Consider the following 13,364-nt stretch of genomic DNA (forward strand, 5'->3'; position numbering starts at 1 on the left):
ACGATCGCACGGCGCTGGTCATGGCTGGTCTATGTAGCCGCCCACGGTGTTCTGGCAGACCTCCTGCAGTGCGTTCACCGCGTCGCGCAGCAACGGGTTGGTGTTCGCGGTGCGGTGGACGACGTGCACATGCCTGCGCAAAGGTTTGTGCCGCAACGGCATCGCGTGCGTGCCGGCCAGCTCCTTGTACCCGAGCGCGGGCACCAGTGCGACACCGACACCGGCCGCCACCAACGACTGCACGACCTCGTAGTCGTTGCTGCGGAAGGCGATCTTCGGTGCGAAGCCCGCCGCCGCGCACAGTCGCGTCAGACACGTCGCGCCGGCGGTGCCGTCGCGAGAAGCGATCCAGCGTTCTTCTTTCAGGTCTTCGAGCCTGACGTTGTTCTTCGCTGCCGGATGCCCGCTCGGCACCATGACGAGGAGCGCCTCGTCGAGCAGCGGCAGCACCGTCAGCTCGTCCGGCCACGTGCGCGGGACGAGGTCGTACGCGTAGACCAGCGCCAGGTCGAGTTCGCCGGTCAGCACCAGCGGCAGCACAGCGTCTGGCTCCGCCTCGTCGAGACGGATCTCGGCGCCCGGCAGCTCCACCTGCAGCCTCGCCAGTGCTTTCGGCACCACCCGCGAGCTCGCCGTGGGGAACGTGCCTATCCGCAGGCGCCCGCGCAGGCCCTGCACCATCGCCTTCACCTCGTGCTCGAACCCGTCGAACGCCGCGAGCAGCTCGCCGCCGCGGTCGGCGATGAGCAGGGCGGCGCTGGCCGGCCTGATCGAGTGCGCCTCGCGTTCGAACAGCGTCACGCCGACCGCCCGCTCGAACGCCGAGATCTGCTGGGACACGGCCGACGACGTGTAGCCGAGACGGCGGGCGGCCTCGGCGAAGGAACCCGTCTTCACGACCTCGACGAGTGTGCGGAGATGAACCGGGTTGAGCACCAGGTCAGCTTATGCTCGACGTCGCGAGGTTTCATTCTGCGACCTCTGGCGCATCCATCCCACAGCGACCAGGGTGGAGGCATGCCCTACATCTCCACGAACCCGTCGAACACCTCTGACGTGGTCGCCGAGATCGAGCTCGGGACCAGCAGCGCCTTCGTCGACGCCGCCCGGCGGGCCAAGGCAGCCCAGCGCGCGTGGGCACGCGTACCCGCGCCCGTGCGCGGCCAGGTCATCGGCAACATCGGCCGCCTGGTCGAGGCCAACTTCGAACCCCTCTCCCAGCTCGTGACCCGCGAGATCGGCAAGCCGATCGCGGAGGCCCGCGGCGAGGTCCAGGAGATCGTCGACACGGCGAACTTCTTCGTCGGCGAGGGCAGGCGCCTCTACGGGCAGACGGTCCCCTCGGAGATGGCGGACAAGCAGCTCTTCACGTTCCGCAACCCGGTCGGCGTCGCGGCGATCATCACCGCCGGCAACTTCCCCGTCGCCGTGCCCTCCTGGTACATCATCCCCGCGCTGCTGTGCGGCAACTCGGTCGTCTGGAAGCCCGCCGAGTACTCCGCCGCGTCGGCCCAGGCCTTCTACGACGTGTTCCAGGCAGCCGGCATCCCCGCCGGGGTGTTCGAGATCGTCTTCGCCGACGGCTCGGAAACGTTCGACGGCCTCGAGCAGTCGTTGCAGCAGGGCCTCGTCGACAAGGTCGGCTTCACCGGGTCCAGCGAGGTCGGTGTGCGCATCGGCGAACTGTGCGGACGCCACCTCCAGACGCCGTGCCTGGAACTGGGCGGCAAGAACCCGATGGTCGTCACCGAGGACGCGGACCTCGACCTGGCCGTGCAGGGCGCGCTGTTCGCCGGCTTCGGCTCCGCGGGCCAGCGTTGCACCTCGCTCGGCACGGCGATCGTGCACGAGTCGGTGTACGACGAGTTCCTGACCCGGTTCGTCGAGGCCGTCGGCGGCGCCACCGTGGGCGACCCGACCGGCGATGTCCTCTATGGACCGTTGCTGGACGAGAAGTTCGCGCTGGCGTACGAGAAGTACCTCGGCTGGATCGGCGAGCACCACACGGTGCACGGCCCGACCGGCCGCATCTCGGCCGCCAGTCCCCGCAACGGCTTCACTGGTGAGAACGGCTTCTTCTACCACCCCGCAATCGTTTCCGGTGTGCGCGACGACGACGAACTGTTCCTGCAGGAGACGTTCGGCCCGATCGTCGGCGTCATGAGGTACTCGGACCTGGACGAGGCGATCGAGCTCGGCAACAAGCCGGGCTACGGCCTCTCCTGCTCGATCTACACCACGGACCCGAACAAGGCCTTCCGGTTCCGCGCCGGCATCTCCGCCGGAATGGTCAGCGTCAACAACTCGACGTCCGGGGCCGAGGCGCACCTGCCGTTCGGCGGTAACGGCAAGAGCGGCAACGGCTCCCGGCAGTCGGGCGTGTGGGTGCTCGACCAGTTCACCCGCTGGCAGTCCATGAACTGGGACTACTCGGGAAAGCTGCAGAAAGCGCAGATGGACACTCTCGCGATCGAGGCGAACCTTGACTACCGCCTCGCCTGAGCTGCCCGCTCGAGCAGAGGTGGTCGTCATCGGCGGCGGGGTGATGGGCACATCCATTGCCTTCCACCTCGCCGAGGCAGGAGTCCGGGACGTCGTGGTCGTGGAGAGGGATGACCTGGGGTCCGGCTCCACCTGCAAGGCAGCGGGTGGAGTGCGCGCCCAGTTCTCCGACGAACTGAACATCAGGCTCGGAGCTCGCTCACTCGAACTGTTCCAGCGCTTTCCGCAGCGTCCGGGGCAGGAGATCGATCTGCACCAGGTCGGCTACCTGTTCCTCCTCTCTTCTCGGGAACACGTCACGGCGTTCGAGCGCAACGTCGATCTCCAGAACTCCCTCGGCGTGCGCAGTCGCATGCTGACTGTCGAGGAGGCTCGGCGGATCTCGCCGCTGATCGAAACGGACGGTCTGCTCGCGGCGACCTACTCGCCCGACGACGGGCACTGCACGCCTGAATCCGTCGTCTTGGGCTATGCCACCGCGGCCCGCCGGTTCGGGGTCCGCTTCCACACCAGAACAACCGTGAGATCGATCGTAGGGACGGGGTCCGACAGTTTTCGCGTCGAAACCGACCGCGGGGCGGTTTCGGCGGGAACTCTGGTCTGCGCGGCGGGTGCCTGGTCGCGGGAGATCGGCGAGATGGTGGGCGTCGACCTGCCGGTTTCCCCTCTGCGACGGCAGATCATGTTCACCGAACCCATGCCGGAGCTACACGATCGGGTGACTCCCTTCACGATCGACTTCGGCAGCACCTTCTACTTCCACCGCGAAGGCCGGGGACTGCTGTTCGGCATGTCCGATCCCGACGAGACACCGGGCTTCAAGCTGGACATGTCCGACGCGTGGCTGCCCAGGCTCACCGAGGCGATCGGCAGGCGGGCGCCGAGGCTGCTCGACGTGGGCGTGCGCGAGGGGTGGGCCGGGCTGTACGAGGTGACGCCGGACCACAACGCGCTGATCGGCTCGGCGGGAAGGTTCTTCTACGCCACGGGCTTCTCCGGGCACGGCTTCCTGCAGGGCCCCGCGGTCGGCGAGGTCGTGCGCGACCTCGTGCTGGACCGCGAGCCCTTCGTCGACGTGTCCAGTCTGGACGCCTCCAGGTTCGCCGCCGACCAGGCGCGGCCGGAACTCAACTGCGTGTGAGGAATGTGATGGACGTTCTCGAGCTCATGGACGAGTGGGGGCCGGAGAAGGTCGTCTGCGTGTCCGACCGGCGCACCGGCATGAAAGGTGTGCTCGTCATCGACAACACCGCGCGCGGCATGGGCAAGGGCGGCACGCGGATGAGCCCGCACGTGACGGTCGCGGAGATCGCCCGTCTCGCGCGCGTGATGACGTGGAAGTGGGCCGGCGTCGACCTGTTCTTCGGCGGCGCGAAGGCGGGGATCGTGTTCGATCCTTCCTCTCCCGACAAGGAAGCGGCGCTGCGGGCGTTCGCGCGCAAGCTCTCCAACGAGGTGCCGCGCGAGTACGTGCTCGGGCTCGACATGGGCCTCACCGAACGGGACGCCGCGATCGTCCAGGACGAACTGTCGGACCGCGGCGCTATGATGGGCGCACCGGCTCAACTCGGCGGTCTTCCGTACGACGAGCTGGGCGTCACCGGGTACGGCGTGGCCGAGGTGGCGGACGAGTTGGTGGAGCTGCGCGGCAAACGCGTGGCGGTACAAGGGTTCGGCGCGGTCGGCGCCGCGGCGGCGAAGCGGTTCGCCGAACTGGGCGCTGTCGTCGTCGCCGTGTCGTCGGTGCACGGGGCGCTGGTGGATGCCGGCGGCCTGGACGTCGCACGACTGCTGAAGCTGCGGGCCGAGTTCGGTGATCTCGCGGTGCGGCAGTACGGCGGGGTCCGCGCGCTCGGTGCCGAACTACGGGTGCCGTGCGACGTGCTGGTGCCGGCCGCCCTGCAGGACGTGATCGACGCGGAACTCGCGGGCGAGCTCGACACCACCCTGGTGGTCGAGGGTGCGAACCTGCCGACTTCCGTTGCGGCGCAGGAGGTTCTCGCACAGCGCGGGATCACGGTCGTGCCGGACTTCATCGCGAACGCCGGCGGCGTGGTCGCGGCGGCGTTCGGGATGGACGCGCGGTACTCACCGTTCCCGGTGAACCCCGCGACGGTGCTGGAGGCCGTGTCCTCGAAGCTGAGAGCCAACGCGGTGAACATCATCGCCGAGGCACGAAGCCGGGGCACCACGACGCACGTGGCGGCGCGCGAGCTGGCGCAGGAACGCGTGCTGGCCGCGATGAAGCTGCGGGGGCGGGTCGCGTGAGCCCGCTCGCAGGTGCGGCGGTCGCGGACTCCGGCGGCAGGTCTGCGGTGGCACGCGTGACGGTGGCGCGCACGAAGGTGGTGCCCGCAACGGCTTTGCCGTGTGCGACGGCGGAGGCGCGTCCACGGACGGAGGCGCGCGCAAAGGCAGTGGTGTGCAAGACGACGCGTGCAACAGCGGTGCCGTATCCAGCGGTGACGTCACACGCTTCGTCGTCACACGCGACGTCGTCGCGCACAACGACGAAGCAGTGGAGGCAGGGCGTATGAGCTCCCTCGAAGGCGTGGTGATCGCGGACTTCAGCAGGGTGCTCGCGGCGCCGTACGCGACGATGATGCTGGGTGACCTCGGTGCCGAGGTGGTCAAGGTCGAGCTGCCCGGCAGGGGCGACGAGACCCGCGCGTGGGGTCCGCCGCACTACGAGGACGAGGCGACGTACTTCCTGTCCGTCAACAGGAACAAGACGTCCGTGCAGATCGACCTGTCGACCGAGGCGGGTCGGGAGGAGGCGCGCGAGCTGATCGCCCGGGCGGACGTCGTGGTCGAGAACTTCAAGCCGGGCACGATGAAGAAGTTCGGGCTGGACTACGAGTCGCTGGGGCGGGACGACCTCGTCTACTGCTCGATCTCGGGGTTCGGTTCGGGCAAGGGCGCGGACCTGCCCGGCTACGACCTGCTCGTGCAGGCCGTGGGCGGGTTGATGAGCGTGACCGGACCCGGTCCGTACGAGCCGGTGAAGACCGGCGTGGCGCTGGTCGACGTGCTGACCGGGTTGCACGCGTGCGTCGGCATCCTGGCGGCGCTGCGGCACCGGGAGGCGACGGGGCTGGGTCAGCTCGTCGAGCTGGACCTGCTGACGGTGTTGTTGTCGAGCATGGTGAATCAGAGCGCCGGGTTCACGCTGGCCGGTTCGGTGCCGAAGCCGATGGGCAACCGGCATCCGTCGATCGCGCCGTACGAGGTGTTCCCGACGGACGACCAGCCGATCGTGCTCGCGGTGGGCAACGACCGGCAGTTCCGCCGGTTGTGCTCGGTGCTGGACGTGCCGGAGCTGGCGACGGACTCGCGGTTCGTCACGAACTCCGATCGTGTGGAGAACGTGGACGAGCTGTTCGAGCTGCTCTCGGTGAGGTTGCGGGCGCGGCCCGCGCAGCACTGGTTCGAGACGCTGACGCCGCTGGGCGTGCCGTGCGGTCCTGTCAACGATGTCGCGCACGCGTTCGCGCTGGCCGAGTCGCTGGACCTCGATCCCACCGCGACGATCGGCGACATGACCCTCGTCGCGAACCCCATCCGCCTGTCGCGCACGCCGGTGACGTACCGGCTGCGCCCGCCGAAACTGGAGCAGTGACGTGCAGGACCCGTTGGAGTTGCTGGACATCCCGTCGTTGCTGAGCGACGAGGAGCGTGACATCCAGGCCACGGTCGCGGCCTACCTGACCGACCACGTCCGGCCGCACGTCGCCTCGTGGTTCGAGGCGGGCATCCTGCCGCGCGAACTGGCCCAGGAGTTGGGCAAGCTCGGCGTGCTGGGCATGCACCTGGAGGGGTACGGGTGTGCCGGCACGTCAGCGCTCGCGTACGGGCTCGCGTGCCTGGAGCTGGAGGCCGTCGACAGCGGCATCCGCAGCTTCGTGTCCGTGCAGGGGTCGCTGTCGATGTACTCGATCTGGAAGTACGGCTCGGAGGAGCAGAAGCAGGAGTGGCTGCCGCGCCTGGCCGCCGGTGAGGCGATCGGGTGCTTCGGGCTGACCGAGCCGGACTTCGGCTCGAACCCGTCCGGCATGCGCACGCGGGCGGTGCGCGACGGAGCGGACTGGGTGCTGAACGGCACGAAGACGTGGATCACGAACGGTGGTCTCGCGGACGTGGCGACGGTGTGGGCGCGGACGGAGGAGGGGATTCGAGGTTTCCTCGTTCCTCGCGGCACGCCGGGATTCTCCACACAGGACATCAAGCAGAAGCTGTCCATGCGAGCATCCGTCACTTCCGAGTTGGTCCTGGAGGACGTGCGGCTGCCGGAAAGCGCGCGGCTGCCGCTCGCGACTTCCTTGCGTGCTCCGCTCACATGTCTGAACGAGGCCCGGTTCGGGATCGTGTTCGGCGCTGTCGGTGCCGCGCGGGATTCGTTGCAGACGGCCCTCGCCTACTCCGGCACGCGCATCCAGTTCGACCAGCCGATCGCGTCGTTCCAGCTCACCCAGCGCAAGCTCGCGAGCATGACGGTGCAGGTCAGCAACGCGATGCTGCTCGCGTTGCACCTCGCGAAGCTGAAGGAGGCCGGCACGCTCAAGCCCGAGCAGATCAGCGTCGGCAAGTACAACAACGTCGAGTCGGCCATCGCGATCGCCCGGGAGAGCCGGACCGTCCTCGGCGCGAACGGCATCTCGCTCGAGTACTCGCCCTTGCGTCACGCCAACAACCTGGAATCCGTACTTACTTATGAGGGCACTTCCGACATCCACCTGCTATCCATCGGCCACGCGTTGACCGGAATCGCAGCATTCCGTTGATCGTTCGCCCTATCCTGCACTCCGCAACGGGGTTCGCGGGTGGGAGGACGTTCTGCCGGAGGAGACAAACAGCCGCAGTGACGCGCGTCGCAACCGCAAGCGATTGCTGGATGCCGCGACGCACGTCCTGCGGGCTGAACCAGCAACGGCGACGATGCAGTCGATCGCGCGCAAGGCAGCGCTTTCCCAAGCGACGGCGTATCGGCACTTTCCGTCCGTGGAAGCGCTTGTGGCGGCCTACCAGGAAGACGTCATCGCGTCGTTGGTCGAACACGGCGAACGGTCTCGCAAGACCGGCAAAGAACTGTTCGAGCACCAGGTCGCGCGCTGGGTGAAGCTGCAGAACGTGCACGGCCCCGTGATAGTGCGTTTCGCCTCGCAGCGCGGGATTCTGGCACGCCTGCACAACGCCGAGGAGATGGCGGCGCTGACGTGCAGCGCGTGGGACCAGGCGTTGCGCGGTGTGCTGATCGACCTGGCGCTGCCGGACGCTTTGCTGAACGTGGCGCGGTTCCTGCACAACGCGTTGTTCGACCCGCGGGAGATCCTCGACCTGACGAAAACCGCCGGACTACCTGACGAGCAGGTGGTCCGGCGGCTCTCGGACGCGTTCTACGGCGCATTGAACGGCTGGGCGTCTCACTGAGCCCTGGGCACTAGATCCCGAGCGGGAGCACCCACTTCAGCTCGGACTTGACGTTCGGGCGGCCGTCGAGCGGGTTCTCGCCCGCGATGCCGCCGGCCGCGATCTTGTCCAGGGTCTTCAGGCCCTCGGGCAGGATCTGGCCGAACACGGTGTAGTTCGGGCGCAGGATCGAGTCCGACTGCACGAGGAAGAACTGCGAGCCGTTCGTGTCCGGGCCGGCGTTGGCCATGGCGAGCGTGCCGCGCGGGTAGATGCGGCGCTGACCGGTCGGGTCGTTCGGCGCGGGCTGCAGGTCGGTCGGCAGCTCGTCCTTGTACTTGTAACCGGGGCCGCCCTCGCCCGTGTTGGACGGGTCGCCGCACTGCAGCACCTTCAGCGTCGGGTACGCGGTGAGCCGGTGGCACTCGGTCTGGTTGTAGAACCCGCGGTGCGCCAGGTGGATGAAGCTGTGCGCGGTGCACGCGGCCTTGGCGCGGTCGAGCACCAGCGGGATGTCACCCTGGTTGGTCTTCACCTTGACCAGGACCTTGCCCTTGGTGAACCACGGGTCGTGCGGGATGGACACCGGACGAGCGGCGGGCTCCTCGGGGGTCGCGGTGTAGCCGCAGTCGGGCCGTGCCGTGCCGGCGTCGGCGGACGCGGTGCCCGTCGTGCTGAAACCGACGACCAACGCCGCCACTGCCAGTCCCGCTGCGATTCGCCTCATGCGCGTTTCCTAGTGGAGCCGGGGGCAGGCGGCAAGTCTTAACGGATCACACGGGTCGCTCAGTTGTCCGTGGACTCGGTGATCTCATACTCGCACTTCGCTTCCGCGCCGGAGCTGGTGATCTCCTTCTCCTTCTCCACGCGGAGCTTGCACGTCGCCTGGCCGGTCTGCGGCTTCACCGTGAGCGTGACGCGGCCGAGTGCGTTGGCGAGCAGGGCGCGGTCCTTCACCGGCAGGTCCACGGTCTCGGTCTGGAACGCGCCGCCGGGGACGCTGAGCGTCATCTCGGCCTTGCCGTTGCCCTCGATGTCGTAGAACGCCTCGTAGGTGTAGCTCTTCACGCCGCACGCGGTGAGCGCCAGCACGGGGATCAGCAGGAGGAGTTTCTTCATGACTCGAATTCTGGTGGTGTGCGCGGGGCGGGACTTCTGCCGCAAGACCGGTTGTGGGTCCTACTTTTGGCCGACGAGCCTGGTTTCCCAGGCCCAGGCGGCGATCTCGACGCGGTTGCGGGCGTCCAGTTTGGTCTGGACGCTCGCCAGGTGCGTCTTCACCGTGCCGAGGGAGATGAACAGCTCTTGGGCGATCTCGGCGTTCGTCTTGCCCACGGCGGCGAGCTTCACGACGTCGAGCTCTCGTGAGGAGAGCTTGTGCGGCTGTCGCGGCTCAGGCGTGTTCATGTGCTGCAACAACCTGACGGTGATCGACGGGCTGATGAGCGCATCACCCGTGACGGCCGCACGAACCGCTTCCACGAGCAGGTTCGGACCGGCGTCCTTCAACAAGAACCCGCACGCGCCGTTCTTCAGCGCTGTGTGCACGTACTCGTCGTGGTCGAACGTCGTGCACACCACCACGTTGACGTCGTTCGCGATCTGTTTGAGCGCTTCGAGTCCGTCCATGCGCGGCATGCGGATGTCCATCAACGCGACGTCCGGCTTGGTGCGGCGTGCTTCCGCGACGGCCTCGACGCCGTCCTGCGCTTCCGCCACGACCTCGATGTCGGTCTCGGCACCTAGAATCATGCCGAACCCCGTGCGCACCATCGCCTGGTCGTCCGCGACGAGAACCCTGATCACGCGGTCGCCCTTCCTGTTGGGAGCGCGGCGTCGACGACCCATCCGCCGTCGATGCCCGGCCCCGCCTTGATCCTGCCACCGAGCGCCTGCACGCGTTCGGTGAGTCCGACGAGCCCGAAACCGTTGCCCTGTCTAGCGGACTTGCCGTCGTTGGAGACCTTGACCGTCACCCAGTCGGGTGTGGTCTGGATCTGAACGTCCACTGTGGTCGCTTCCTGGGCGTGCTTCCTGATGTTGGTCAACGACTCCATGACGACGCGGTGGACCGAGCTGGCCACCTCGAGCGGCAGCGTGCCGGTGTCGCCGTGGATCTCCAGGGTGGCTCGCGGCTCGGCGGCGACCAACGGCTCGATGTCGACGATGCCCGCGACCGGTGCCACCGGGGCGTCGTCGCGGAGCATGCCGATCATGCGGCGCATCGCGGCCATGGCCTCGCCGCCGGCCTCCTCGATGCGGTCCAGGGCCTGTTTGGCCTGCGCGGGGTTGCGTTCGACGATCCGGCCGGCGCCCTGGGCGAGCACGACCATGCCGGTGATGTGGTGGCCGACGAAGTCGTGCAGGTCGCGGGCGAACTCGGCCTTCTGCTCGGCCTTCACAGCCATGACCTGCTTCTCCCTGGCGTTGCCCAGCAGGCGCAGGTAGCCGACGCCCGCGACCACTCCTGTGGCGACGACCAGCAGGGCCATCATCATGGCCAGGTCGGTGCTGCCCAGCGGGTACTCGTACGGCTGGGTGACCAGCGCGATCACGACCCAGGCGAGCAACGGCGCGTCCCGCCACGACCTCGCGCGGCTGGTCGTGACGGCCAGCACGCCGGCGAGCGCCAGTGACTCTGCCAGGCCGAACTCCTTGTCGACCGGGGTGACGAGGGTCAGCGTGATGCTCGCGGTGGCAGCGAGGGCGGTCAGCGCCCGGTGCGGACGCAACCAGGCGAGCGCGGGCAGCACGACGCACGCGAGCGCGGCCCAGCCGGTCCACGGGTAGAGGCCCGGGGACCTGAACAGGCCGTAGTAGAAGTCCACGAACGCCGCAGCGAGCAGAGCGGCGATCGCGCCGAACCTCCAGAGCATGGCCATGACCCTATGCAGTCGGACGCGGTCCGCAGATCGGCCGAAAGACAGAGGCGGACCGTGCGCAGGACCGAGGTTTTCGCCTCCGTCGCGGACTTTGCTGGCCATGTGAACAACTTCGCTTCCGCCGCCGTCGACCTCGTGAAGGTGTACGGCTCCGGCGACACCGCGGTTCGAGCACTCGACGGGGTGACGGCCGGGTTCCGGCCGGCCGCCTTCAGCGCGATCATGGGGCCGTCCGGCTCCGGCAAGTCGACGCTCATGCACTGCCTGGCGGGCCTCGACACGGCCACGTCCGGCGCGGCGCTGCTCGGCGGGAAGGACCTGACCAGGCTGTCGGACACCGCGCTGACGAAGGTGCGCCGGGACCGCGTCGGGTTCGTGTTCCAGGCGTTCAACCTGCTGCCGACGCTGACGGCCGAGCAGAACGTCCTGCTGCCGTTGACCCTGGCAGGGCGGCGGGTGGACAAGGCCTGGTTCTCGCGGCTCGTGGAGGAGCTGGCGCTGTCGTCACGGCTGTCACACCGGCCCTCGGAGATGTCCGGCGGGCAGCAGCAGCGCGTGGCGTTGGCTCGTGCGCTGGTCACGCGTCCCGAGGTGATTTTCGCTGATGAGCCGACTGGGAACCTGGACTCGCGATCGTCCTCTGATGTGCTCAACCTGCTTCGACAAGCCGTGCGCGAGTACGGCCAGACGATCGTGATGGTCACGCACGACGACAGGGCCGCCTCTTATGCCGACGCCGTGGTGCACATGGCCGACGGCCGGGTCGTTCAGGCGGTCGCCGCATGAGGAGGTTCCTGCCCGTCCTGTCGATCACGATCGCGGCGTTCTTCGCCTACTCGACCGTGCTCGCCAAGGACATCACCGAGCGCTCTCTGACGGTCGGAGCCGCTCGCCTGGTCGAGGTGTTCGCGCTGCTCGGAGCGTTCGTCACGGTCGCGATGATCGTGGCGGCGCTGGTCTCGACGTCGACCTTCCGGATCGTGTTCGCGCAGCGGATGCGGGAGCTCGCGTTGCTGCGGGCCGTGGGCGCCACACGGGGACGGCTGGCGCGGGAGTTGGTCGTCGAGGGAGCGCTGACCGGGTTGCTGGCCTCGGTCGCCGGGGTCGCGCTGGCGGCGGGCGCCGGACAGCTCGTGCCGCTGGCGGGGCTGGTGGCGCCGGGGTTCCCGCTCACCCCCGCGCTGGTCGTGGTGTTCGGGTCGTTCGTGCTGACGACGCTCGCCGTGCTGGCACCCGCCTGGTCCGCGGCCAAGGTCTCGCCGCTGGAGGCACTGCGCACCTCGGCCGTGCAGGACGCCCAGAGCCGGATCGGCCGGGCGCGCTGGATGCTCGGGCTCCTGATGGTCACGGGTGCGGGTGCGTTGCTGGTCCTTGTCGTGGTCGACGGCCTTGCCACCGAACAACGGCCGAGCGGGATGACCGAAGACCTGCTGCTGCGCACGACCATCAGCGGTGCGCTGGCGTTCGGTGCGTTGATCACGCTCGGGCCCGCGCTCATCGCACCGGTGCTGCGGTTGGTCGGACTTCCGTTGCGGCGCAGCACCATCGGGACGCTGGCGGTGAGCGGTGTCGGTGGCGCACCCCGCCGAGCCGCCTCGGTCACCGCGGTGGTCGCGCTGGGGGTCAGCCTCGTCATCGCGACGCTGACGGGCGCGAACACCCTGCAGGGGCTCGGGAAGGCCGAGATGGCGAGCGCCTACCCGGCCGATCTGGAGATCACCGGGCCGGTCGGCGCCGAGGCGTTGGAAGCCACCGGGCTCACGAACGTGCTTCCCTACCGCCGCACCGAGATCACGATCAACGGCACGCTCACCATGCGCGGCACCGACCTCGACATGACCAAGCTCCGCGACCTCACGGACTTCCAGGTCGACGCCGGCGCTCTCGACGAGATGGGGCCACGCAAGATCGTCCTGTCGACCGCCACCGCGAGCAGGCTCGGCCTGACCGCCGGATCCCGGGCGGACGTGAACGGCGTGCCGATGACCGTGGCGGCGACGTTGTTCGGCGGGGTGCCGCTCGGCAGCGCGTTGCTGCACTCGTCCGATGTGGAGGGCGAGCCGGTCGGTGTGCTCGCCAACGGCGCCAAGGAAAGCGTGCCGGCGGGGTTCGAGGTCGAGTCGCTCGCGGACCACCGCCGGGCGCAGGAGAACTGGTTCACGTCGCTGGTCGCGGTCGCGGTGGGACTGCTGTTCCTCACGGTCCTGATCGCCGTCGTGGGCGTGGGCTCGACCACGGCGTTGTCGGTGCTCGAACGGACTCGTGAGTCCGGTCTGCTGCGCGCGATCGGCCTGACCCGCCGGGAGCTCGGCCGCCTGGTCCTGGCCGAGGCCGGCCTGTACGGGATCGTCGGCGCGATGACGGGGCTCGCCATCGGCATCCCCTACGCGTGGCTCGCGATCATCTCCCTCGGCATCGAGTGGCCCCTGCAGGTGCCTTTCGGGTCGGTCGGCGTGGTCGTGCTCGTCCTGACCGCACTCACCGCGGGCGCGGGACTGCTGCCCGCCCGTCGCGCGGCTCGGGTGAGCCCGGTGGCGGCACTTCACTCGATCCAGTGAGGTGTGCCGGATCCGA

At 68.7% G+C, this 13,364-nt stretch carries 13 protein-coding genes; 8 read left to right on the forward strand and 5 right to left on the reverse strand.

Translation table 11 applies throughout. The annotated features are described in order from the left end of the window. Positions 1-18: 18 nt before the first annotated feature. Entirely contained in the window at positions 19-936 is a 918-nt protein-coding gene (locus PV646_RS00815; protein ID WP_500339511.1) for a LysR family transcriptional regulator, read from the reverse strand. Positions 937-1,017: 81 nt separating this feature from the next. Here PV646_RS00815 and PV646_RS00820 point away from each other — a divergent pair, with 81 nt between their 5' ends. The 6 genes from PV646_RS00820 to PV646_RS00845 all read left to right on the forward strand — a co-directional run bounded on the left by PV646_RS00820 (position 1,018) and on the right by PV646_RS00845 (position 7,929). Beyond that, positions 1,018-2,502, forward strand: a complete 1,485-nt coding sequence (locus PV646_RS00820) for an aldehyde dehydrogenase family protein (protein ID WP_500339512.1) — start codon at positions 1,018-1,020, stop codon at positions 2,500-2,502. A gap of 43 nt (positions 2,503-2,545) precedes the next feature. Beyond that, positions 2,546-3,643, forward strand: a complete 1,098-nt coding sequence (locus PV646_RS00825) for an NAD(P)/FAD-dependent oxidoreductase (RefSeq protein WP_500339513.1) — start codon at positions 2,546-2,548, stop codon at positions 3,641-3,643. A gap of 5 nt (positions 3,644-3,648) precedes the next feature. After that, entirely contained in the window at positions 3,649-4,770 is a 1,122-nt protein-coding gene (locus PV646_RS00830; protein WP_500339514.1) for a Glu/Leu/Phe/Val family dehydrogenase, read from the forward strand. 265 nt (positions 4,771-5,035) lie between these two features. After that, the gene (locus PV646_RS00835) at positions 5,036-6,121 is read left to right on the forward strand and encodes a CaiB/BaiF CoA transferase family protein (protein WP_500339515.1); all 1,086 of its coding nucleotides are present in this window, start codon (positions 5,036-5,038) and stop codon (positions 6,119-6,121) included. A gap of 1 nt (position 6,122) precedes the next feature. Beyond that, entirely contained in the window at positions 6,123-7,283 is a 1,161-nt protein-coding gene (locus tag PV646_RS00840) for an acyl-CoA dehydrogenase family protein (protein WP_500339516.1), read from the forward strand. A 103-nt stretch (positions 7,284-7,386) separates the two neighbouring features. Next, complete coding sequence (locus PV646_RS00845) at positions 7,387-7,929, forward strand: TetR/AcrR family transcriptional regulator (RefSeq protein WP_500339517.1); 543 nt, start codon at positions 7,387-7,389, stop codon at positions 7,927-7,929. Positions 7,930-7,939: 10 nt separating this feature from the next. On the opposite strand, the gene PV646_RS00850 is transcribed toward PV646_RS00845, so the two are convergent. From PV646_RS00850 to PV646_RS00865, 4 genes are read right to left on the reverse strand one after another with little or no spacing between them, the layout of a single operon-like run. Next, the gene (locus tag PV646_RS00850) at positions 7,940-8,635 is read right to left on the reverse strand and encodes a peptidylprolyl isomerase (protein ID WP_500339518.1); all 696 of its coding nucleotides are present in this window, start codon (positions 8,633-8,635) and stop codon (positions 7,940-7,942) included. A 59-nt stretch (positions 8,636-8,694) separates the two neighbouring features. Next, positions 8,695-9,027, reverse strand: a complete 333-nt coding sequence (locus PV646_RS00855) for a hypothetical protein (protein ID WP_500339519.1) — start codon at positions 9,025-9,027, stop codon at positions 8,695-8,697. 60 nt (positions 9,028-9,087) lie between these two features. Then, positions 9,088-9,756, reverse strand: a complete 669-nt coding sequence (locus PV646_RS00860; protein ID WP_500339520.1) for a response regulator — start codon at positions 9,754-9,756, stop codon at positions 9,088-9,090. After that, positions 9,711-10,784: a sensor histidine kinase gene (locus PV646_RS00865; RefSeq protein WP_500339521.1), complete on the reverse strand. Its 1,074-nt coding sequence runs from the start codon at positions 10,782-10,784 to the stop codon at positions 9,711-9,713. Before PV646_RS00865 ends, PV646_RS00860 begins: the two co-directional genes overlap by 46 nt. Before the next feature lie 108 nt (positions 10,785-10,892). On the opposite strand from PV646_RS00865, the gene PV646_RS00870 reads away from it, so the two are divergent. Then, positions 10,893-11,576 carry an ABC transporter ATP-binding protein gene (locus tag PV646_RS00870; RefSeq protein ID WP_500339522.1) on the forward strand — a complete coding sequence of 228 codons (684 nt, stop codon included), beginning with the start codon at positions 10,893-10,895 and terminating at the stop codon, positions 11,574-11,576. Then, entirely contained in the window at positions 11,573-13,348 is a 1,776-nt protein-coding gene (locus tag PV646_RS00875; RefSeq protein WP_500339523.1) for an FtsX-like permease family protein, read from the forward strand. The genes PV646_RS00870 and PV646_RS00875 overlap by 4 nt, the downstream gene beginning before the upstream one ends. The last annotated feature ends 16 nt before the right edge of the window (positions 13,349-13,364 follow it).

This window comes from Streptomyces sp. ID05-26A, from assembly GCF_033794685.1.
Lineage (GTDB): Bacteria > Actinomycetota > Actinomycetes > Mycobacteriales > Pseudonocardiaceae > Lentzea.

Bases quoted from the DNA above. Each gene is read 5' to 3' on its own strand.
- PV646_RS00875 (WP_500339523.1), top strand. From the start codon at position 11,573: ATGAGGAGGTTCCTGCCCGTCCTGTCGATCACGATCGCGGCGTTCTTC.
- PV646_RS00820 (WP_500339512.1), top strand. From the start codon at position 1,018: ATGCCCTACATCTCCACGAACCCGTCGAACACCTCTGACGTGGTCGCC.
- PV646_RS00825 (WP_500339513.1), top strand. From the start codon at position 2,546: ATGGGCACATCCATTGCCTTCCACCTCGCCGAGGCAGGAGTCCGGGAC.
- PV646_RS00850 (WP_500339518.1), bottom strand. From the start codon at position 8,635: ATGAGGCGAATCGCAGCGGGACTGGCAGTGGCGGCGTTGGTCGTCGGT.
- PV646_RS00855 (WP_500339519.1), bottom strand. From the start codon at position 9,027: ATGAAGAAACTCCTCCTGCTGATCCCCGTGCTGGCGCTCACCGCGTGC.
- PV646_RS00860 (WP_500339520.1), bottom strand. From the start codon at position 9,756: ATGGGTCGTCGACGCCGCGCTCCCAACAGGAAGGGCGACCGCGTGATC.
- PV646_RS00865 (WP_500339521.1), bottom strand. From the start codon at position 10,784: ATGCTCTGGAGGTTCGGCGCGATCGCCGCTCTGCTCGCTGCGGCGTTC.
- PV646_RS00835 (WP_500339515.1), top strand. From the start codon at position 5,036: ATGAGCTCCCTCGAAGGCGTGGTGATCGCGGACTTCAGCAGGGTGCTC.